Annotated in this window: 17 protein-coding genes; 7 read left to right on the top strand and 10 right to left on the bottom strand. The window is 65.4% G+C overall.

Annotated features, from left to right (window positions below):
* Positions 1 to 2: 2 nt before the first annotated feature.
* The 4 genes from ACOQOU_RS00595 to ACOQOU_RS00580 form a co-directional block, all read right to left on the bottom strand.
* Positions 3 to 200: a hypothetical protein gene (locus ACOQOU_RS00595; protein ID WP_109767176.1), complete on the bottom strand. Its 198-nt coding sequence runs from the start codon at positions 198 to 200 to the stop codon at positions 3 to 5.
* Positions 200 to 364: a hypothetical protein gene (locus ACOQOU_RS00590; protein WP_306025554.1), complete on the bottom strand. Its 165-nt coding sequence runs from the start codon at positions 362 to 364 to the stop codon at positions 200 to 202. The genes ACOQOU_RS00595 and ACOQOU_RS00590 overlap by 1 nt, the downstream gene beginning before the upstream one ends.
* Positions 365 to 400: 36 nt before the next feature.
* Positions 401 to 1,870: a Fe-S cluster assembly protein SufB gene (gene sufB / locus ACOQOU_RS00585; protein ID WP_109767218.1), complete on the bottom strand. Its 1,470-nt coding sequence runs from the start codon at positions 1,868 to 1,870 to the stop codon at positions 401 to 403.
* 184 nt (positions 1,871 to 2,054) lie between these two features.
* Entirely contained in the window at positions 2,055 to 3,197 is a 1,143-nt protein-coding gene (locus tag ACOQOU_RS00580) for a cysteine desulfurase family protein (protein WP_420578760.1), read from the bottom strand.
* 180 nt (positions 3,198 to 3,377) lie between these two features.
* On the opposite strand from ACOQOU_RS00580, the gene ACOQOU_RS00575 reads away from it, so the two are divergent.
* Positions 3,378 to 4,058, top strand: a complete 681-nt coding sequence (locus ACOQOU_RS00575; RefSeq protein WP_109767219.1) for an alpha/beta hydrolase — start codon at positions 3,378 to 3,380, stop codon at positions 4,056 to 4,058.
* 168 nt (positions 4,059 to 4,226) lie between these two features.
* The gene (gene tyrS / locus ACOQOU_RS00570) at positions 4,227 to 5,477 is read left to right on the top strand and encodes a tyrosine--tRNA ligase (protein ID WP_306025552.1); all 1,251 of its coding nucleotides are present in this window, start codon (positions 4,227 to 4,229) and stop codon (positions 5,475 to 5,477) included.
* A 45-nt stretch (positions 5,478 to 5,522) separates the two neighbouring features.
* Here the strand turns inward: tyrS and ACOQOU_RS00565 are convergent, their stop codons facing one another.
* Complete coding sequence (locus ACOQOU_RS00565) at positions 5,523 to 8,957, bottom strand: DUF3971 domain-containing protein (protein WP_306025551.1); 3,435 nt, start codon at positions 8,955 to 8,957, stop codon at positions 5,523 to 5,525.
* 158 nt (positions 8,958 to 9,115) lie between these two features.
* On the opposite strand from ACOQOU_RS00565, the gene bcp reads away from it, so the two are divergent.
* Together bcp and ACOQOU_RS00555 are read left to right on the top strand one after the other, a co-directional pair.
* Positions 9,116 to 9,589, top strand: coding sequence for a thioredoxin-dependent thiol peroxidase (gene bcp / locus ACOQOU_RS00560; protein ID WP_109767180.1), 474 nt, complete (start codon positions 9,116 to 9,118; stop codon positions 9,587 to 9,589).
* A gap of 145 nt (positions 9,590 to 9,734) precedes the next feature.
* Entirely contained in the window at positions 9,735 to 10,997 is a 1,263-nt protein-coding gene (locus tag ACOQOU_RS00555; protein WP_306025550.1) for a M23 family metallopeptidase, read from the top strand.
* 13 nt (positions 10,998 to 11,010) lie between these two features.
* On the opposite strand, the gene recJ is transcribed toward ACOQOU_RS00555, so the two are convergent.
* From recJ to ACOQOU_RS00530, 5 genes are all read right to left on the bottom strand, one after another.
* A complete protein-coding gene (gene recJ / locus ACOQOU_RS00550) occupies positions 11,011 to 12,792 on the bottom strand; it encodes a single-stranded-DNA-specific exonuclease RecJ (protein ID WP_306025549.1) in 1,782 nt (593 codons plus the stop codon).
* A gap of 58 nt (positions 12,793 to 12,850) precedes the next feature.
* Positions 12,851 to 13,831 (bottom strand): class II fructose-bisphosphatase, encoded by a 981-nt coding sequence (gene glpX, locus ACOQOU_RS00545; RefSeq protein ID WP_109767221.1) that lies wholly within the window; start codon positions 13,829 to 13,831, stop codon positions 12,851 to 12,853.
* A 123-nt stretch (positions 13,832 to 13,954) separates the two neighbouring features.
* Positions 13,955 to 15,313, bottom strand: coding sequence for a homoserine dehydrogenase (locus ACOQOU_RS00540; protein WP_306025548.1), 1,359 nt, complete (start codon positions 15,311 to 15,313; stop codon positions 13,955 to 13,957).
* A 21-nt stretch (positions 15,314 to 15,334) separates the two neighbouring features.
* Positions 15,335 to 16,552 (bottom strand): LL-diaminopimelate aminotransferase, encoded by a 1,218-nt coding sequence (locus ACOQOU_RS00535; RefSeq protein WP_109767183.1) that lies wholly within the window; start codon positions 16,550 to 16,552, stop codon positions 15,335 to 15,337.
* A gap of 70 nt (positions 16,553 to 16,622) precedes the next feature.
* Positions 16,623 to 17,078: a hypothetical protein gene (locus ACOQOU_RS00530; protein WP_306025547.1), complete on the bottom strand. Its 456-nt coding sequence runs from the start codon at positions 17,076 to 17,078 to the stop codon at positions 16,623 to 16,625.
* Positions 17,079 to 17,213: 135 nt separating this feature from the next.
* On the opposite strand from ACOQOU_RS00530, the gene ACOQOU_RS00525 reads away from it, so the two are divergent.
* From ACOQOU_RS00525 to map, 3 genes are read left to right on the top strand one after another with little or no spacing between them, the layout of a single operon-like run.
* The gene (locus tag ACOQOU_RS00525; RefSeq protein WP_306025546.1) at positions 17,214 to 19,061 is read left to right on the top strand and encodes a PHA/PHB synthase family protein; all 1,848 of its coding nucleotides are present in this window, start codon (positions 17,214 to 17,216) and stop codon (positions 19,059 to 19,061) included.
* A gap of 25 nt (positions 19,062 to 19,086) precedes the next feature.
* Positions 19,087 to 19,806 carry a DNA/RNA nuclease SfsA gene (sfsA, locus tag ACOQOU_RS00520; protein ID WP_306025545.1) on the top strand — a complete coding sequence of 240 codons (720 nt, stop codon included), beginning with the start codon at positions 19,087 to 19,089 and terminating at the stop codon, positions 19,804 to 19,806.
* Positions 19,807 to 19,832: 26 nt separating this feature from the next.
* Positions 19,833 to 20,666, top strand: coding sequence for a type I methionyl aminopeptidase (gene map / locus ACOQOU_RS00515; protein ID WP_109767223.1), 834 nt, complete (start codon positions 19,833 to 19,835; stop codon positions 20,664 to 20,666).

Below are 20,666 nucleotides of genomic sequence, written 5' to 3'. Positions count from 1 at the left end.
TTTCAGTCTTGTTTCTTCTTCACGAACAGCCCGCGCATGGCGTAGCTGATGGCGGCGACACCGCCCAGAAGCCCGGCGCTCAGATAGCGGTCGCCGAACGGGTTCCACAAATAGCCGGCCACCGTCACGAACAGGATGGTGGCAGCGCCCGCCAGGCGGATCGTGCCGGTCAGATCACGGTTGTCGTCATTTTTTCGCATCACAACCCCAGGGCTGCGCGGACCGGCGGCAACAGGCTGGCTGCCACGATGCCGACGACGGCACCGACAAGAATGCGCCGGTTGCGGTTGCCAAGCGAAGGTGCGAGCGCGGCGAGCGCACCGCAGATCGCCGCGTACCAGACGATGGTTGTCGGATCGAACATGGCTGTTCTCCGGCCTGTGCCGAAAACCGGCTGCTGCTACCCAACGCTGCCTTCCAGCGAAATGCCGATCAGCTTCTGTGCCTCGACGGCGAACTCCATCGGCAGCTCCTGGATGACCTCCTTGACGAAGCCGTTGACGATCAGCGCGATCGCCTCCTCTTCGGGAATGCCGCGCTGCATGCAGTAGAACAGATGGTCCTCGGAAATCTTCGAGGTGGTCGCTTCGTGCTCGAGCTGCGCCGAGGAATTGTTGGCCTCGATATAGGGCACGGTGTGTGCGCCGCAGCGGTCGCCGATCAGCAGCGAATCGCACTGGGTGAAATTGCGCGCGTCGGTCGCCTTGCGATGCACGGACACCTTGCCGCGATAGGTGTTTTCCGACGTACCCGCCGAAATGCCCTTGGAGATGATCCGGCTCGACGTGTTCTTGCCCAGATGGATCATCTTGGTGCCCGAATCGATCTGCTGCGCACCGTTCGACACCGCGATCGAATAGAATTCGCCGCGTGAATTGTCGCCGCGCAGGATGCAGGACGGGTACTTCCAGGTGATTGCCGAACCGGTCTCGACCTGGGTCCAGGAAATCTTGGAATTGTCGCCCCGGCAGTCGCCGCGCTTGGTGACGAAATTGTAGATGCCGCCCTTGCCCTCGGCATCGCCCGGATACCAGTTCTGGACGGTCGAGTATTTGATCTCCGCATCCTCGTGCGCGATCAGTTCGACCACGGCGGCGTGAAGCTGGTTCTCGTCGCGCTGCGGCGCCGTGCAACCCTCGAGATAGGACACGTAGGCGCCCTTTTCGGCGATGATCAGCGTGCGCTCGAACTGGCCGGTGTCCTTCTCGTTGATGCGGAAATAGGTCGACAGTTCCATCGGGCAGTGCACGCCCTCGGGCACATAGACGAACGAACCGTCCGTGAAGACCGCCGAATTGAGCGCGGCGTAATAATTGTCGGAGACCGGCACCACCGAAGCGAGATATTTCTTCACCAGTTCGGGATGCTCGCGCATGGCTTCGGAGATCGACATGAAGATCACGCCGGCCTTGGCGAGCTCGGCCTTGAAGGTGGTGACGACGGACACCGAATCGAACACCGCGTCGACGGCAACCCTGCGCTCCTGCACGCCGGCCAGGATTTCCTGTTCGGCAAGCGGAATGCCGAGCTTTTCATAGGTGCGGCGGATTTCCGGATCGACATCGTCAATGGTCTTCGGGCCGGTCTGCCCCTTGGGCGCGGCGTAGTAGTAGATGTCGTTGAAATCGATCTTGGGATAGTTCACCCGTGCCCAGTCGGGTTCCTCCATCGTCAGCCAGCGCCGATAGGCGTCAAGCCGCCACTCCAGCATCCATTCGGGCTCTTCCTTCTTGGCCGAGATGAAGCGGATGATGTCCTCGTTCAGGCCCTTTGGGGCCTTGTCCATCTCCAGGATGGTCTCAAAGCCGTATTTGTACTGATCGACATCGATCTTTGCGACCTGATCGATCGTCTCCTGAACCGCGGGCATGGCGATCTCTCCTTCCAACCGAACTGCATGCAGCGCTACCGCGCGCACGATGGCCGTCTGACGCGGCCTTCATCATGGTCAATCTAGTCCATACATCAGTTTTGAAAAGTTCTAAAGAGCGAAAATCTGACTTTTTGCCATAGGTTTTCCATCATGTGGCATTTCTTGCCGCGAAGGCAAGCCGTCAGGCGGCGCGCATCCGTCCGATCAGCGGCGTCAGCGCATCGACCAACGCGGACAAATCCGCCCAACCCGTTCCCAATCCGAACGAGACACGGATCGCGCCATCGTCGCCCTCGACGCCCATCGCTTCGAGCACATGGCTCTTGCCCACCTTGCCCGATGAGCAGGCCGAGCCTGAAGACACGGCGAACCCGGCCAGGTCGAGGCCAATGGCCAGTGTCTCCGCCTTGATGCCCGGCACGGTGAAGAAAACGGTGTTGGCGACGCGCGGCGCGGCGACGCCGTGCACGACGACATCAGCGGCCGCACGCCGCAGTTCGGTCTCGAAGCGATCGCGCAACGGTGCCAGTTCGGAAAAACCGTTCAACCCCGCAACGGCGGCGTCGGCGGCCGCGCCAAAACCCGCGATCAGCGCCGGCGATTCGGTACCGCTCCTGTGGCCGCGCTCCTGCCCGCCGCCGGCGATCAGCGGCAGCGGCATCATCAGATCGGACGCTCCGGCAATGGCGCCCATGCCTTTCGGTCCGCCGATCTTGTGCGACGACAGCATCAGGAAATCGGCCAAACCCGTTGAAAGATCGACCGGAATGCGCCCCAGCGCCTGCACCGCATCGAGGACGAGGATGCCGCCGGCGCCGCGCACGACGGCGCTGATCTCCTCGACGGGCTGGATCACGCCTGTCTCATTGTTGACCCAATGAACCGCGACGAGCGGCAGACCCGCGGCCTTGTCGTGCGCGGCGAGCCGTCCTTTGAGCGTCTCAAGATCGAGCAGTCCATCTGGACCGACGCCGATTCGCGTGACCGCTTCGGGCAGGAAACGCCCGCCCGCCAGAAGGCAGGGGTGATCGGCGGCGCAGACATAAAGATGGCCCATCGTCAGCGACGACCGGCCCATCGACCAGTGCGGCGTCAGCAATGTCGCGGCCGCCTCGGTCGCGCCGGAGGTAAAGACGATGTGGTCCGGCGCGGTGCCGACCAGCCCGGCCACCTGCCGCCGGGCTTTCTGGACCATGGCGCGCAGGGCCCGACCGTTCCTGTGGACGGACGACGGATTGCCCTCGATCTCCATCGCCGCAAGCACTGCCTCGCGCGCGGCCTCCAAAAGGGGCGCCGAGGCGTTATGGTCCAGATAGTGCGTCACCGGCCGCTCTTTTCCCGCCAGGTGCGGGATTTCCTTGATATTTCGGGGTCGATGGTCATATGACGGCCTCCGCGCTTGCATTCAACCTTTTCAGACCTTGAAACCGGGCCGCAAACACGCATCTCAATGCCGGCAGCGCCGCATGCGATGGGCCGCCGACGGTTTTGCCAAGGAGACCCGATGCCAGAAGTGATTTTCAACGGACCGGCGGGACGCCTCGAAGGCCGCTACCAGCCGGCCGCCGACAAGACGGCGCCGATCGCGATGATCCTGCATCCGCATCCGCAGTTCGGCGGAACGATGAACAACCCGATCATCTACAATCTGTTCTACATGTTCCAGAAGCGCGGCTTCACCACGCTGCGCTTCAATTTCCGCTCGATCGGCCGCAGCCAGGGTGAGTTCGACCATGGCGTGGGCGAACTGTCGGACGCCGCCGGCGCGCTCGACTGGGTGCAGTCGCTGCATCCCGAATCGAAATCGTGCTGGATCGCCGGCTATTCCTTCGGCGCCTGGATCGGCATGCAGCTTCTGATGCGCCGGCCCGAGATCGAGGGCTTCATGTCGATCGCGCCGCAGCCCAACACTTACGACTTCTCTTTCCTGGCGCCATGCCCCTCGTCCGGACTGATCATCCACGGCGATAGCGACAAGGTCGCGCCGCCCGACGCGGTGCAGGGGCTTGTCGACAAGCTGCACACGCAAAAGGGCATTCTGATCACCCAGAAGACCCTGCCCGGCGCCAACCATTTCTTCTCGGGGATGGAAGAAACGCTGCTGGGCGAATGCGCCGACTATCTCGATGCCCGCCTGCGCGGCGAACTGGTGCCGGACAATGTCCGGAAGCTTGCCGGGCGGTAGAGCCCTCATGCGTCGTTACCTCGCAGACCTGTCGAGCGCCGCACCGGCTTGATCTTGACCAAGCAAACCGCCATGACGGCGTGAAACCGGAACAGACCGGTTTTGCACGGCAATGGTCCGCACCTGCGGGCAAGGCCGGCCACCTCATCTGCACGGAACACCGCACCCATGCCCGCCTACAAGTCCGACTTTCTGAACGTCCTGAACGAACGCGGTTTCATCCACCAGATCTCCGATCCTGAAGGACTGGACGCAAAGTGTATGGAAGGGCCGATCACCGCCTATGTCGGCTATGACGCGACGGCGACCAGCCTGCATATCGGCAATCTGATCTCCGTGACGATGCTCTACTGGCTGCAGCAGACCGGCCACCGGCCGATCACGCTGATGGGCGGCGGCACGTCCATGGTCGGCGACCCCTCGTTCCGCGACGACCAGCGCCAATTGCTGACGCCCGAAAAGATCGAGGACAACATCGCCGGCATCAAGACCGTCTTCGGCCGCATTCTCGATTATGGCGAGGGCGAAACCGGCGCGCTGATGGTCAACAATGCCGAATGGCTGATGGAACTGAACTATGTCGACTTCCTGCGCGAGGTGGGCCGGCACTTCTCCGTCAACCGGATGCTGACCTTCGATTCGGTCAAGCTTCGGCTCGACCGCGAGCAATCGCTGTCGTTCCTCGAATTCAATTACATGATCATGCAGGGATACGACTTCACCGAACTGAACCGGCGCTATGACTGCATTTTGCAAATGGGCGGCTCGGACCAGTGGGGCAACATCGTCAACGGGCTCGACCTGTCCCACAAGATGGGCGGCCCGCAGCTCTACGCGCTGACGACGCCGCTTTTGACCACATCGTCGGGCCAGAAGATGGGCAAGACCGCGCAGGGCGCCGTCTGGCTGAACGAGGACCTCTTCAGCGCCTATGATTTCTGGCAGTACTTCCGGAACACCGAGGACGCCGACGTCGAGAGGTTCCTGAAGATCTTCACGCGCCTGCCGCTCGACGAGATCGCCAAACTCGCCGCGTTGAAAGACACCGAGATCAACGAGGCCAAAAAGGTTCTGGCGACCGAGGCGACGGCAGTGGTGCATGGGCGCGATGCTGCCGAACAGGCCGCCGAGACCGCGCGCAAGACGTTCGAGGAAGGGGCGCTGTCGGAGAACCTGCCGACGATCGAGGTTCCAGCCGCCGACCTGTCGGCCGGCATGGGGCTGTTGAACCTGCTGGTTGCCGCGGGCCTTGCCGTATCGAACGGTGAAGCGCGCCGGCATGTGAAGGGCGGCGCCGTGCGGGTCAACGATTCGGCGGTGAGCGACGAGCGCCTGACGGTCGATGAAGGCGCGGTCGCCGACGGCGTCGTCAAGCTGTCCGTCGGCAAGAAGAAGCACGTGCTCGTCCGGCCGGTGTGACGGCGCCACTCGCCGACCTCCCCTCAAGGGGGAGGTGGACAGATGTCACCTGAACTCGAAGATCGACCGGAACAGGCCGGGCGCGATCACGGACAAGGGATTGACCGTGATCTGCGGCCGTTCGAACGAGCCTTCGAGCTTGAAGGTCACGCCGATCAGCCCGCGTTCGCGCCCATTGCCCAGGAAAAGCCCCAGGATCGGTATTTCCGAGAACAGCGAATTGACGCCGTAGGCGGGCATGAATGTGCCCGTCATCCGCATCTCGCCGTCCCGGTCATAGACCTGGCCCTGAAGCGCGAAGCCGACCATCGGGCCACGCACGATGCCCTGGCCGATCGAAAGGCCGCCCGGCGCAAAGACCGCGTTGGCCTGCGCCACGTCGAAGACGACCTCGCGCGTGTCGATGTCGCGGCGCACCGCTTCGCTCAGGCTGGCGGTTCCGTCGCCGCGCGTCGAGACGAGCTGCGACAGTTTCGGCTCGTCGAACACGCTGAAACCGGTCATCTGCACGGGACCGGACAATTGGCCGCCCGGCGCGCCGGCCAGGCTGGCATTGAGGACGCCGCCGCGAATCTGTCCGTACAGATCGAGAAAACGCAGGAACCCGCCGGCGTCCAGCGCCTCGATGCGCACGCGCCGCCCGGCGCCCTGCCCGCGAATCGCCACCGAGAACGGCATGCCGGTGTCGCTGGTGCCGGTAATCGACAGGTTTTCCACCCCGCCGTCACGGATCGACAGTTCGGTGCGCACGTCGCGCATCTCCACACCGCGAAAACCGCGCACGGTGCCGAGCGACGCCGAGACCGTCACCGGCGTGCCGCCGCCCTCGCCGCTTTGCTGCATCTGCCTGCGGACGTGGCGGATCAGCGCCCGCGCATCGACGGCCTGCCCTTCGACATCGACCGCGTACCCCGCGCCCTCGCGGCGAACATCGACGGAGACGCTGTCGCCCTCATTGAGCCGCAGTGAGCCGAAGCGGGCCTGGCTCAACCCCTTGCCATCGACCGCGATCCGCCCCTCGGCGCCGAACGGACCGCCGGTCAGGCTGAACGCGTCGAGCACCGCCGTCTCGCCGTCCAGAAGCAGATGGAAGTTCGCTCGGGCGCCGACGCCGGCGCCCTTCGACCAGCCGATCCAGGGCAACAGGAGTTCGGCCGATGTCAGATCGGCCGACACGTGGAACGCCGCGCCCGTGCCCTCCATTTCCAGCGGGGTCGGTCCACGCAGCAGCACGTCCAGCCCAGGCGCGAAAGTCTCGCGGCTGGCATCGTCGAGCCGCAGCGTGATCGACCTTGCCGCCTCGACATCCGATGCGAACGGGATCGTCATGGCGATCTCGGCGGGCAGACCGTCGATCGCCCCGGTCAGATCCAGCTCGGCGCGCGCGGGCGTGACGCTGACGGCGCCGTTCAAGCCGGTGAGAAGCGAGCCGTCGACGGGCTCGGCAATGGCCGCGTCCGACAAGTCCATGTCGACGGTCCAGTCGGGTCTCGGCCCGTCCTCGCCGCCATTGAGAAACAGGCCGATGGCGATCTGCGCATCCACATTGCCGCTCAAGTCGTCGGGGTCGTAGGCGCGATACTGCATCGCGTTGATCGGCCGGTATGCGATGATCTCGCCGAGCGCTGCGGCCGTGCCGCGGACGCGCACACTGACATCGGCGCCGACCAGCCCGTTCTCATCCTCGGGCTGGATCACCATCACGCCGTCGCTGGCCTCGGCCGTCCGGCCCGACGGCAGGAACACCGTGCCCGATCGCAGCAGCATGCGGGTGGTCTGGTCGGAATGCTCGATCCGGCCGACCGCATCGCGAACCGGCGGTAGATCGCCGGCAATGTCAAAGCGCACGCCTTCAACCTCGAGCGCGATCTCCGTGTCGCCAAGGACGCGCTGGTTCGTGCCCGGCAGGCGCCGCCGCAGCGGCTCAACGATGTCGAAACGGCCTGAAACCACCCGCCCGCCTGCGAGATTGTCCAGAACCCAGCGCCTTGCGCCGCGCGCCACCGGCGCCGGCCAGAACTGTTTGAGCCCGGCGACCGACATGTCCTCGATGTCCATCTTGAACACCGCGCTCGGCGCGGCAGCGTAAAAGCTCATCTGGCCCTCGGCGCTGGCGCCGCCGGCGTCAGACTGCATCTGCATGTCGGTGAACCGCACAAGCCGTTCGGCGGGATCGACGATGCCCCGCGCGCGCGCCGCAAAACGCAGTGATTGCTCGGGCGAATCGGCCGGCGACAGGCGCCCGCGATTGGCGATCGCATCGAATTCGAGCGGCGCGAAAGCAGCGCCCGGCGCGGGAGCCGCGTCAACGGCATCGCGCATGCGCACCGACAGTTCGAAGGTCGAGCGGCCGAGCGACCATTGCCGCGGTTCGACCGAGAGCACCCGGTCTTCGAAACCATAATCGGCGACGATCCGTCCGCCGAGCGGCACGAAATCGTCCGCCCCAAGCTTCAGGGTCAGATCTTGCGGCGCAAGCGTCGCCCGAAGCACGTTGGCGGCTGAATCGCGCGGCGTGTGGACCAGTTCCAATACCGTCTCGGTGGGCACGGGCGGCCGTTCGGCGCCGGGCTCGTGATCGGCGGCCACCTCGGAGAACAGCGTTGGCAGGCGGCGCCAGGGAAACGGCATCGCATCGACTGTCACCAAGAGCTGCGCGGGTTCCGACGGCTGGTCGGCGCGTGGAACGTTCAATTCGCCCGAAACGGCCGAGATGCTGCCGTCGAAAGCGATCTCGCCCTCGAATACGGCATTGCCCCTGGCATCGGCGCGTCCCGTCAGCCGCTCGACGGAGAGGGTCGAGACCATGCCGCCCTCACCCAGCACAAGGGTGCTGTCGGCAATGTTCAGGCGCAGTCCGCCCTCCTGGTGCAGGTGGATCGCGCCCCATCGACGCATCGCCGCAAACAGGGCGTCGAACCGCTCGGGCACTTCGGAGAGTGCGAACGGCACGCCGGGCGCTTCGTCGCCGCCGGCATTGAACGCGGCCATGGCCGCTCTGTCGATGTGCACGCCCTTGACGGCGATGCCGGCCACGCGGGGGTTGTCGCGCACAAGGCTGACGGGGTCGATCTGCACGGACAGCCGGCCGACCGTCGCCACCGGGTCGGCCTGGGGACCGGGCGCAAGCGACACGTCGTCGAACGTCACCGCCACGCTTGGCGGCCAAGAGAGGCGGACATCGGTGCTGCCCAATGTCAGCGCAAACCCCTCGGGCACCATGCGCTGCAGCGTTTCGCCGGCCATACGCTGGGCGGGACCGGCCAGAAGCCCGCTGGCGGCAAGCATGGCGGCCAGCAAGACCACCGCCACGACCGCCACAACGGAAAAGCCGATCGTCCGCCGCGCGAGGCGGCGGACCGGGGGCAGAAGCGGCGCATGCACCGGCCCCTTGCGGCGCCCGCCATGGGACGGCAGCGTTCGCAGGCGCCGGCCCGCGTCGCGCTCGAACTTCACATATTGGGTGTCGTGCCTGTTCAAATCGTTCCGACCGTTCGCGCACCTGGCAGGTAAGCGGGAATCGCCGTGGACGCCCGCGCACCATCGCTTATATGTCATGGCGTGCAAGACTGCGACGCGTCCGGCGCGACGCATGATCCGCACGCCCCGACCCAACCCGATGACGAGGAAACCGATCCGTGACGACAATCGATGCCGGCGCCGAAGCGCCCGATTTCACCCTTCCGGCCGACAATGGCGAAACCGTGTCGCTCTCCGCGTTCCGGGGCCAGAAGGTGGCGCTGTTCTTCTACCCCAAGGACGACACCAGCGGTTGCACCAAGGAAGCGATCGCCTTTTCCGGCCTGCTCGACGACTTCAAGGCGGCCAACACGGCGGTGATCGGCATGTCGCCGGACAGCGCCGCCAAGCACGACAAGTTCAAGGCCAAGCACGATCTCACGGTCACCCTCGCTTCCGACGAGGAAAAGACCACGCTCGAAGCCTATGGCGTATGGGTCGAAAAAAGCATGTATGGCCGCAAATACATGGGTGTCGAGCGCTCCACCTTCCTGATCGATGCCGACGGCAAGATCGCGCAGGTCTGGCGCAAGGTGAAAGTGCCCGGCCATGCCGAAGCGGTGCTGGAGGCGGCCGTCGCGCTCAACGGCTGATCCCGGCCGCCGCGGGGCCGCCAGCGACCGGCGGCGATACGCTTTGTTAACCCTAACGCCTTCTAATTCCGGGTCAGGATAATGACACTGGAGACGGGGTATCGTGGGTCAATCCGCCGTATTCGGACGCCGCCGGCAGCCGCACATGATCGTCATCGCCCAGGGCGACCGGATCAGGCATTTCACCGTCCGGCCCTGGGCCGTCGCGCTTGGCGCTTCGCTTCTGTTGGCGGTCGCCGCCGGCTATCTGATCGCCACAGGCTATCTGATCATGCGTGACGATCTGATCAACGCCGCAGTGCTGCGTCAGGCCCGGGTCCAGCACGCCTACGAGGACCGGATCGCGTCGCTGCGCGCGCAGGTCGACCGGATCACTTCGCACCGGCTGCTCGACCAGCAGTTCATGGAAAGCAAGATCGCCGAACTGGCAACGCGGCAAAGCGCGCTGGCCGAGCGGTCGGGAACGCTGGCGCCGCTGCTCGAACGGGCGCGCGGCCGCGGTATCGGCGCGCAGGCGGTTCCCGCGGACGCCCTGCCCGTCCCGGCGCTCAGGCCGGGCGCCGACCAGGCCGCGCTTGAGACCATCGTGCCCGCCAATCCGCTGCTGGCGCCGGCCACGCGGCCCGTTCGGGCCGGGCTCGGCTACGCGCCAGCCACGCGCTCGGCGGCGAGCACCAAGGCCGACCGTCTCGGCCCGGCCGATCCGCTCACCGCGCTCAGCAGCGTCACCTCGACGCTGGACGAGATCGAGACCGCGCAGCTTGAGCAACTCGGCGTTCTCGCCCGCGCCGCACACTCCAAGCGCAACGCGATCATCGCGGCCGCAAGGGAATCGGGTCTTCCGATCCGCTCGGAGACCACGCCGCTCGACGCGGTCGGCGGCCCGTTCGTGCCGATCGGCGACATCTCGGCGGATGAATCGTTCGAAACCGGCATCGAAGCGCTGCAGACCGCGCTTGACGCGCTTGAACGCACAAAGAGCGAAGTCACCGCCTTTCCGATCGCCCATCCCGCGCCCGGTCAGCGGATCACCAGCGGTTTCGGGCCGCGCCGCGACCCGATCCTGGGCCGCAGCGCCTTTCACGCCGGCATGGACTTCCGGGCGCCGACAGGCACGCCAATCCGCGCACCGGCGAGCGGCAAGATCGTCCGGGCCGGCCGCAATGGCGGTTACGGCAAGATGGTCGAGATCGACCATGGCAACGGGCTGAAGACGCGCTTTGCCCATCTGAGCCGCATTCAGGTGAGGGTCGGCGAGGAGGTTTCCGCCGGCCAGCGGATCGGCGCATCGGGCAATACGGGACGGTCGACGGGTCCGCACCTGCATTACGAAGTGCGCAAGGACGGCCAGGCCGTCAATCCGATGCGCTATCTGAAGGCCGGAACGCGCCTCGGCAGCCACCTCTGACAGACCCGACGGGTTATCGGTCCGGAATCGCGGCGTCGATGACGCGCAATTGCGGGATCTGCCGGCCGTTCCAGTGATTGATGGACACGGTGCCTGCCAGATGCAGGCTGCGTCCGGCATTTTCGGCCAGCATCTTGCCCAGCGGTTCGTCCCGCACCCTGAAGGCGATCGCATCGAGCGTGCCCGGCCCCATGCCGCGCAAGCCGAGCTTCAGGTGACCGTTGCCGACCGGTTTGACATGCGCGATCTGGTGACGCGGCAGGGCGAACACCGGCTCCGGATGGCCGGCGCCGAACGGGCCCGCCCTGGCGAGCTTGTCGATCAGCGCCGCCGTCACGCCCGACGCCGAGAGCGCGCCATCGATCTCCAGAGCATCGTTTTCGATCAGCCGGCCCACCGCCTCGCTGGCCTTGTCCTCGAAGAAGGCGCGCAGTTCGCCGAGCTTTTCCGTGCGGACGGTCAGACCCGCGGCCATGGCATGGCCGCCGCCTTTTTCGAGGATGCCCGCTTCCACGGCCGCGCGTACCATCCGGCCCATGTCGAAGCCGGCAATCGACCGGCCAGACCCGGTGCCGATGCCGTTGGCATTGAACGCGATGGCGAAAGCGGGCTTGCGCAGCGCTTCCTTGAGGCGCGAGGCGATCAGCCCGGCTATGCCCGGATGCCAGTCATGGCTCGCGGTCACGATCACCGAAGGCGGATTGGCCGACTGAAGCTCGCGCTCGGCCTCGGCGCGGGCCTCCTCGACCATCTGCACTTCGATCGCCTGGCGCTGGGCGTTGAGCGCGTCGAGTTCGCCGGCCAGAGCCCGTGCGCCGTCCTGATCGTCGGCGGTGAGCAGCCGCGCGCCAAGCGCGGCATCGCCGATGCGCCCGCCGGCATTGATGCGCGGGCCCAGAACGAACCCGAAATGAAACGGTGCCAGCGGTTCGCCGATCCGCGCCACCGAGGCCAGGGCGGCAAGGCCGGCATTGGTCTGGCGGCGCGCCACGGCCAGACCCTTGACGACAAAGGCCCGGTTGAGGCCGACGAGCGGCACCACGTCGCAAACCGTCGCCAGCGCGACCAGATCGAGCAGCGCCATCAGATCGGGCAGATCGCGCCGGCCTGCGCTGCGCAACTGGCGCGAGACATCGACCAGCGTCATGAAGACGACGCCAGCAGCGCACAGATAGGTGAGCCCGGACATGTCGTCGTCGCGGTTCGGATTGACGACCGAGACCACTTGGGGCAGCGGCCCGCCGACCTGGTGATGGTCGAGCACGACGATGTCGGTGCCCGAGCCCGCCACGGTTTCGAACGCGGCCGCGCTGTTGGTGCCGCAATCGACAGTGACGATCAGGTCGGCGTTTTCGGCGAGCTTGGCCATCGCCGCCGGGTTCGGGCCGTAGCCCTCGAAAATGCGGTCGGGAATGTAGATGTCCGCTGCGATCCCGAAATGCGCCAGATAGCGGGAAAGCAGCGCGCTCGACGCGGCGCCGTCGACATCGTAGTCGCCAAAGATCGCGACGCGTTCGCCTTCGGTGATCGCGCGCGCGATCCGCTCGGCCGCTTCATTCAGTCCGGTGATCACCGACGGATCGGGCATCAGCGCCTTGATCGTCGGGTCGAGAAAGCCGGCCGCCTCGCCGGCGGTGACGCCGCGCGCGGCCATCACGCGGGCGATGATCTCTTCGATGCCATGCGTCTGCGCCATGTCGAGCGCGATGTTCGCCTGTGCCGGCGTCAGCTTCTCGATCCAGCGCCTTTGCCGGGCCGACTGGCGCACATCGAGAAAGGCGGGGCGGCTGGTCATGGCCTCATGTCGCCCCTGCCGGTGGCAGCGTCAAGCGTGACCGATGGCCCGGCAGGTCTCAGAACTTGTCCATGTCCAGGTGACGCGCGGTGATTTCGCGGATCGTCTGCGAACGCGAACGCATGACGATCGTCTCGGTCTGGATGTAGTTGCGGGCAAAGCGCACGCCGGCCAGCATGTTGCCGTCGGTGACGCCGGTCGCCGCAAACAGCACGTCGCCGCTGGCCATGTCCATGACCGAATAGATGCGGCGCGGATCGTCGATGCCCATGCGTCCGGCGCGGGACAGCTTCTCGTCGGTATCGAGGATCAGCCTGCCAAGCATCTGGCCGCCGACGCAGCGCAGCGCAGCGGCTGCCAGAACGCCCTCGGGCGCGCCGCCCGTGCCGATATAGATGTCGATCCCGGTGTCCTCGGGGTCGGTGGTGTCGATCACCCCGGCCACGTCGCCGTCACCGATCAGCCGGATCGCGGCACCGGCGTCGCGCACCGCCTCGATCAGTTTGGCATGGCGCGGCCTGTCCAGAATGCAGGCGGTGATCTCGTTGACCGGCACGTTCTTGGCGTTGGCCAGCGCATAGATGTTATCGGCCGGGCTCGCGTCGATATCGATCAGCCCGTCCGGATAGCCCGGACCAATGGCGATTTTCTCCATGTAGACATCGGGCGCGTTGAGAAGGCTGCCCTTGGTGGCGATGGCGATGACGGCCAGCGAGTTGGGCTGGTTCTTGGCGCACACTGTGGTGCCTTCCAGCGGATCGAGCGCGATATCGACGGCCGGCCCGCCGCCCGCGCCCACTTCCTCGCCGATATAGAGCATCGGCGCCTCGTCGCGCTCGCCCTCGCCGATCACCACGGTGCCGGCGATCGGCAGACGGTTGAGTTCGGCGCGCATCGCATCGACCGCGACCTGGTCCGCCGCCTTCTCGTCGCCTCGGCCGCGCAGCCGCGCGGCGGCCACCGCCGCGCGCTCGGTGACGCGCGCAAGTTCGAGCGACAATTCGCGGGTCAACCCCGGCGTTTGCATGGTTTCGTTCATGAAATCAGACCCGATCCTGTTCTTGTCGGCCCGCACTGACCACAGGGGCGGCCCGGGCAAAAGGCCGAAAACGCCCCCGCCCCAAACAAAATCGATTTAGGTGCCAGCGGTTTGACCGTTGTGTCAGCCGGCCCGCTCGATACGGATGACCTGTGGGCGCGAAACCAGATGGCCGTCCTGCAAAATGCCCTCGATCGCCTTGCGGATCGCCTGTTCGGTCGTTTCGTGGGTGATCAGGATGACGGTCTTCGGGTCGGTCCCGTCCAGATCGTCGCCATAGGGGTTGTCCGGTCCCATCGGCACGGGATGCGGCGCGGCGCCGTGCTGGACGATGGATTCCAGCGAGATGTCCTGTTCGGCCATGCGGGTGGCCAGAGCGGCGAAAACGCCGGGCCGGTCGTGCACGGTCAGGCGCACGAAATAGCCGCCCTCATGGGTCCGCATACGCGCCCGCTCATAGGGTTCGAGCAGGTCCGCCGGCCGGCCGAGCGCCGGTGCCTGCTGGCGGCCCGGCTGGGCCTTGGCGATGTCGGCCAGATCGCCGATCACCGCCGATGCGGTGGCGTTGCCGCCGGCGCCGGGCCCGGACATCATCAGCGTGCCGATCACGTCGGCCTCGACGGCCACCGCATTGGTGACGCCATCGACCTGGGCGATGACCGAGCCGAGCGGCACCATGGTCGGGTGGACGCGCTGTTCGATACCGCTGGCGGTGCGCTGGGCAACGCCCAGAAGCTTGATCCGGTAACCCAGTTCCCGCGCCGCCTCGATGTCGCCGAGCGCGATGTTGGAAATGCCTTCCATGTAGATGTCGTCGGCGGCGATCTGCGTGCCAAATGCGATCGATGCCAGGATGGCCAGCTTGTGGGCCGTGTCATGGCCCTCGATGTCGAAGGTCGGATCGGCCTCCGCATAGCCGAGCCGTTGGGCGTCGGCGAGACATTCGGCAAAGGTGATGCGGTCGCGCTCCATGCGGGTCAGGATGTAGTTCGCCGTGCCGTTCATGATGCCGTAGACGCGGCTGACCTTGTTGCCCGACAGCGATTCGCGCATCGTCTTGATGATCGGAATGCCGCCGGCGACCGCCGCCTCGAAATTGAGGATCACGCCGGCCGCCTCGGACTTGCGCGCCAGTTCGACACCGTGTTTGGCGAGAAGGGCCTTGTTGGCGGTGACGACATGGCGGCCCGCATCGAGCGCGGCGGCGACGCTGTCCAGCGCCGGCCCCTCATCGCCGCCGATCAGCTCGACGAACACGTCGATATGATTGCTTTGGGCCAGCGCGACGGGATCGTCGAACCAGTGCATTTGCGTGTGATCGAAGCCGCGATCCCGGGACCGGTCGCGGGCGGAAACGGCGGTGATCTCGACCGGGCGGCCGCACTGGGCCGCCAGTTCGTTCGCTTTTTCGGCGATCACCTTCGCCACCGACGCACCGACCGTGCCAAGGCCCGCAAGCCCGACCCGCAAACTCTCACTCATAACCTTGATCCCCTTTGGGTCCTACCGGTGGGCGCTCAGCGACACGACATTGTGGAGATTGGTGTCGGCGCTCGCCAGAAACCGCTTGATGTTGCGCGCGGCCTGCCGGATTCGGTGCTCGTTTTCAACCAGCGCGATACGCACATGGTCGTCGCCATGCTCGCCGAAGCCGACACCGGGCGCCACCGCCACATCTGCCTTCTCGATCAGCAGCTTGGAGAATTCGAGCGAGCCCAGCTCGCGGAACTTTTCGGGCACCGGCGCCCAGGCGAACATGGTCGCCTCCGGCGCAGGCACGTCGAAGCCGGCCTTGCCGAAACTGTCGACCAGAACGTCACGGCGCTTGCGATAGGTCTCGCGCACCTCTTCAATGTCGGAACCGTCGCCATTGAGCGCGGCGGTTGCCGCCACCTGGATCGGCGTGAACGCGCCATAATCGAGATAGGACTTGACCCGTGTCAGAGCGCCGATCAGCCGCTCGTTGCCGACCGCAAACCCCATCCGCCAGCCCGGCATGGAAAAGGTCTTGGACATGGAAGTGAATTCGACCGCGACATCCATCGCACCGGGCACTTCCAGCACCGATGGCGGCGGCGCATCGCCGAAATAGATCTCGGAGTAAGCGAGATCGGACAGGATGATCAAATCGTGCTTGCGCGCGAACGCGACCACGTCCCGGTAGAAGTCGAGCGTCGCCGTCAGCGCGGTGGGGTTGGACGGATAGTTGAGGATCACCGCCAGCGGCTTGGGTATCGAGTGGCGCACAGCGCGGTCGAGCGCCTTCATGAAACCCTCATCGGGGGTGGCCTGCATCGAGCGGATGACGCCGCCCGACATGATGAAGCCGAAGGCGTGGATCGGATAGGTCGGGTCCGGACACAGAACCACATCGCCCGGCGCGGTGATCGCCTGGGCCATGTTGGCAAAGCCTTCCTTGGAACCGAGCGTTGCCACGATCTGGGTTTCCGGATCGAGTTTCACGCCGAAGCGGCGCGCATAGTAGGCGGCCTGGGCCTTGCGCAGGCCGGGAATGCCCTTGGAGGAAGAATAGCGGTGGGTGCGCGGATCGCGAACGGTGTCGCACAATTTGTCGACGATCGATTGCGGCGTCGGCAGATCCGGATTGCCCATACCCAGATCGATGATGTCACGGCCGGCGGCGCGGGCGCTGGCCTTCAGCCTATTGACCTGCTCGAACACATAGGGCGGCAGACGCTTGGTCTTGTGAAATTCTTCCATGGCGCGGCTCTCGTCGGGATATGGGGCGCTATAGCCTGCAAAGCGGCAAAAAGCGAGGCCAGAGAACCGGTCACTCGCCCTCGATCCGGCGCAGCACCTCGGCGGAATGGGTGGCCGCCAGCCGCTGCAGTGCGGCCATCCGCGCCGCACTGGATTCGGTGGGCACGCGCCCGGCATCGAGTTCGGCCTGCAGTGCCTGCATTTCCGCCATCATGACGGCTCGCTCGGCATCGGTGATCTGGTTTTGCGAGGGCGGCGGCTCATCGTTGATGTTGGGGAAAGCGCCCGTCTTGCTCGCCGCGCCGGAGGACGGCACGGGGACAAGTGCCTGCTGCGTGAACGGCTCGGACGGCGCGTTGAGCGGCGCAAGCGGCTCGGACGGGGCCGGCAACGGATCGAGCGGCTCCGACGCAACCGGCTGTCCGACATCGGAAAAGGCGGTATCGATGGTCGAGGTCGATGTGCATCCTGCCAGCATCAAGCCGGCCGGCAGCAGTCCCAAAAGGCCGCCGCGTAGGAAAACCAACAGTTTTGTCGTAACATGAGACAAAGCGGTTACGGCCTTGGTTCCGGTTGATAGTCATCTTTCTGCAACGCTAGTATGGCGTCAGCAAGACCGCCGCAAGAAGCGGGCCGGAACAAAACGAACGGGATGGAAACGATGAGTGCCAAGGCGCGCGACGACGACGCCGTGCATCAGTCCGAAAAAGGGCTGGAGGCGATCGATGCCTATGTGATCAAGGACCCCGAGGCATTCGCGCGCAATCTGGCGCGGATGGTGCAGGCCGCCGGCCATGCCGCCGCCGAGTGGGTTGGCCCGCGCGAAAAGGGCGAAGCACAGGACACCATCTCCGAGCCGGCCGCCGACATGGCCAAGACATTCTCCAAGGTCACCGAATACTGGCTCTCCGATCCTCAGCGCGCGCTCGAAGCCCAGACCAAGCTGTTTTCGGGCTACATGAACATCTGGGCCAATTCGATCAAGCGGATGGGCGACCCGTCGGTCGGCGAGGCGGTTCCCGCCGCCCCGCGCGACAAGCGCTTTGCCGATGAGGACTGGACCGGCAACGCCTTCTTCTCGTTCCTCAAGCAGGCCTATCTGATCACGTCGAAATGGGCGACCGACCTGGTCGACGAGGCCGAGGGCCTCGACGATCACACCAAGCACAAGGCGCAGTTCTACGTGCGCCAGTTCACCAATGCGCTGTCGCCGTCCAACTTCATGATCTCCAACCCGGAGATCTTCAAGGAAACGGTCGCGACCAATGGCGAGAATCTGGTGCGCGGCATGGAACTGCTGGCCGAGGATCTGAAGACCGGCAAGGGCGAAGTGCGCATCCGCCAGGCGGACTATTCGAAGTTCGAGATCGGCAAGAACATCGCCACCACGCCCGGCAAGGTGGTCGCGCGCAACGAGCTGGTGGAGATCATCCAGTACGAGCCGACCACCGAAAAGGTGCTCAAGCGGCCGCTTCTGATATGCCCGCCCTGGATCAACAAATTCTACATTCTGGACCTGAATCCGGACAAGAGCTTCATCAAGTGGGCCGTCGATCAGGGCCACACCGTGTTCGTCATCTCCTGGGCCAACCCGGACACGCGGCACGCGCAGATGGACTGGAACGACTATATCCGCCAGGGCCTGTTCTTCGCGCTCGACACGGTGGAGCAGTCGACCGGCGAAAAACAGGTCAACGCGATCGGCTATTGTGTCGGCGGCACGCTCCTGTCGGCGGCGATGGCGCTGATGGCGCGCGAGGGCGACGACCGAATCGCCACCGCGACGCTGTTCACCACCCAGGTCGATTTCACCCATGCGGGCGACCTCAAGGTCTTCGTCGACGACGAGCAGCTCGAAATCCTCGAAGCGCGGATGAAGGAAACCGGTTATCTGGACGGCTCGAAGATGGCGACGGCGTTCAACATGCTGCGTTCGGGCGACCTGATCTGGCCTTATGTCGTCAACAACTACATGAAGGGCAAGGATCCCCTGCCCTTCGACCTGCTCTACTGGAACGCCGATTCGACGCGCATGGCGTGCGCCAACCACATCTTCTACCTGCGCAACTGCTATCTGGAGAACAATCTCGCCAAGGGCGAAATGCGCCTTGGCGGTGCGCCGATCAATCTCGGTGACGTCAAATTGCCGATCTACAATCTGGCGACACGCGAGGATCATATCGCGCCGGCCCTGTCGGTTTTCGAAGGCTCGAAGCTATTTGGCGGCGATGTCACCTACGTGATGGGCGGTTCCGGCCACATTGCCGGCGTCGTCAACCCGCCCCATCGCGGCAAGTACCAGTTCTGGACCGGTCCGAAGGTGGAGGGCGCGTTCGAAGCCTGGATCGAAAAAGCGGAAATGACCGAAGGGTCCTGGTGGCCGCACTGGCATGACTGGATCAGGAGCCATGACGATACGGAGGTTGCCGCGCGCACCAAGCTTGGCACCGGCGGCAAGAAGAAACTGCTCGGCGACGCACCCGGCGAGTATGTCAAGGTGCGGGTTTGAAGCCTTGCCCTTCTGATCGTCTCGGATGAAGTTTGACCCGCCGCTTGTCGAAGCGCGGCTGATCCGCCGCTACAAACGCTTCCTCGCCGACGTGACGCTGGAGGACGGAAGCGAGATAACCGTTTCCGTGCCCAACACCGGATCGATGATGGGGCTGACCGAACCGGGCAGTCGGGTGTTCCTGTCGCGCTCGGACGATCCCAAACGCAAATACGCCCATCGCCTCGAAATCGTCGAAGCGGACGGCACGCTGGTCGGCATCAACACCGGCCTGCCCAACCGGCTCACCGAGGAGGCGATCGCCGCCCGCATGATCGGCGATCTCGGTTCCTACGAAACGCTCAGGCGCGAGCAGAAGTACGGACAGAATTCGCGCATCGACCTATTGCTGGACGACCCGGCGCGCGGGCGCGCCTATGTCGAGGTCAAGAACGTGCATTTGCGCCGGGCGCCCGGGCTGGCCGAATTTCCCGACACAAGGACCGCGCGCGGCGCCAAGCATCTGCGCGAACTGGGCGACATGGCCGAGGAAGGCCACCGCGCGATCATGGTGTTCCTGATCCAGCGCGCGGACTGCGACAGCTTCCGCCTGTGCCGCGATCTCGACCCGGATTACGCGCGCGAATTCGACCGGGCGATTGCCCGCGGGGTTGAAGCCTTTGCGGTTCGGTGCCACATCTCGCAGGCGGCCATCGCGCCGGAGCGGCTTGTGGCGATCGACGAGGCCATCCTGCGCGCCGCGTGACCGGAAACCATCCAGCGGACCCGACCATGGTGACCTATCTTGACGCAGCCATCGCCCCGGTGAAGAACACCGGCCAGATCCGCCTTCACGGCACGGCCGGCTTCGACGGCATGCGCAAGGCCGGCGCGCTGGTCGCCAAGGCGCTTGACGAGGTCGCCCCGCTGGTTCAGCCCGGCACCACCACCAGCGCGATCGACAAGTTCCTGTTCGAGTTCGGCATGGATCATGACGCGGTGCCCGCAACGCTCAACTATCGCGGCTACACCAAATCGTCCTGCACCTCGATCAACCACGTGGTCTGCCACGGCATCCCGAACGACAAGCCGCTGCGCAACGGAGACATCGTCAACATCGACGTCACCTATGTGCTCGACGGCTGGCACGGCGATTCCTCGCGCATGTATCCGGTCGGCCAGCCCAAGCGGGCCGCAGAGCGGCTGATGGACGTCACCCACGAATGCCTGATGCGCGGCATCGAAGCCGTCAGGCCCGGCGCGCGGATGGGCGCCATCGGCGCGGCGATCCAGGCCCATGCGGAGGCCGAGCGCTGTTCCGTCGTTCGCGATTTCTGCGGCCATGGCATCGGCCAGCTCTTCCATGATGCGCCGAACGTGCTGCATTACGGCCGCACCGACGAAGGCGCGGAGATCAAGCCGGGCATGATCTTCACGATCGAACCGATGATCAATCTGGGCCGCGCCCACGTGAAGGTGCTGTCGGACGGCTGGACGGCTGTGACGCGCGACCGCTCGCTGTCGGCGCAATATGAGCACACCGTCGGCGTGACCGAAGACGGCTGCGAGATTTTCACCCTGTCGCCCGGCGGCCTCGATCGCCCGGGCCTGCCCATCGCGCGGTAG

Origin of the sequence: Oceaniradius stylonematis (assembly GCF_965223445.1) — a bacterium.
Taxonomy (GTDB): domain Bacteria; phylum Pseudomonadota; class Alphaproteobacteria; order Rhizobiales; family Rhizobiaceae; genus Roseitalea; species Roseitalea stylonematis.
This window is presented reverse-complemented; position numbering and strand designations above follow the sequence as displayed.

Excerpts from the sequence above, each read along its gene's own strand:
- ACOQOU_RS00595 (WP_109767176.1), bottom strand. The coding sequence starts at position 200 with ATGCGAAAAAATGACGACAACCGTGATCTGACCGGCACGATCCGCCTG.
- ACOQOU_RS00590 (WP_306025554.1), bottom strand. The coding sequence starts at position 364 with ATGTTCGATCCGACAACCATCGTCTGGTACGCGGCGATCTGCGGTGCG.
- sufB (WP_109767218.1), bottom strand. The coding sequence starts at position 1,870 with ATGCCCGCGGTTCAGGAGACGATCGATCAGGTCGCAAAGATCGATGTC.
- ACOQOU_RS00575 (WP_109767219.1), top strand. The coding sequence starts at position 3,378 with ATGCCAGAAGTGATTTTCAACGGACCGGCGGGACGCCTCGAAGGCCGC.
- tyrS (WP_306025552.1), top strand. The coding sequence starts at position 4,227 with ATGCCCGCCTACAAGTCCGACTTTCTGAACGTCCTGAACGAACGCGGT.
- ACOQOU_RS00555 (WP_306025550.1), top strand. The coding sequence starts at position 9,735 with ATGATCGTCATCGCCCAGGGCGACCGGATCAGGCATTTCACCGTCCGG.
- recJ (WP_306025549.1), bottom strand. The coding sequence starts at position 12,792 with ATGACCAGCCGCCCCGCCTTTCTCGATGTGCGCCAGTCGGCCCGGCAA.
- glpX (WP_109767221.1), bottom strand. The coding sequence starts at position 13,831 with ATGAACGAAACCATGCAAACGCCGGGGTTGACCCGCGAATTGTCGCTC.
- ACOQOU_RS00540 (WP_306025548.1), bottom strand. The coding sequence starts at position 15,313 with ATGAGTGAGAGTTTGCGGGTCGGGCTTGCGGGCCTTGGCACGGTCGGT.
- ACOQOU_RS00535 (WP_109767183.1), bottom strand. The coding sequence starts at position 16,552 with ATGGAAGAATTTCACAAGACCAAGCGTCTGCCGCCCTATGTGTTCGAG.
- ACOQOU_RS00525 (WP_306025546.1), top strand. The coding sequence starts at position 17,214 with ATGAGTGCCAAGGCGCGCGACGACGACGCCGTGCATCAGTCCGAAAAA.
- sfsA (WP_306025545.1), top strand. The coding sequence starts at position 19,087 with ATGAAGTTTGACCCGCCGCTTGTCGAAGCGCGGCTGATCCGCCGCTAC.
- map (WP_109767223.1), top strand. The coding sequence starts at position 19,833 with ATGGTGACCTATCTTGACGCAGCCATCGCCCCGGTGAAGAACACCGGC.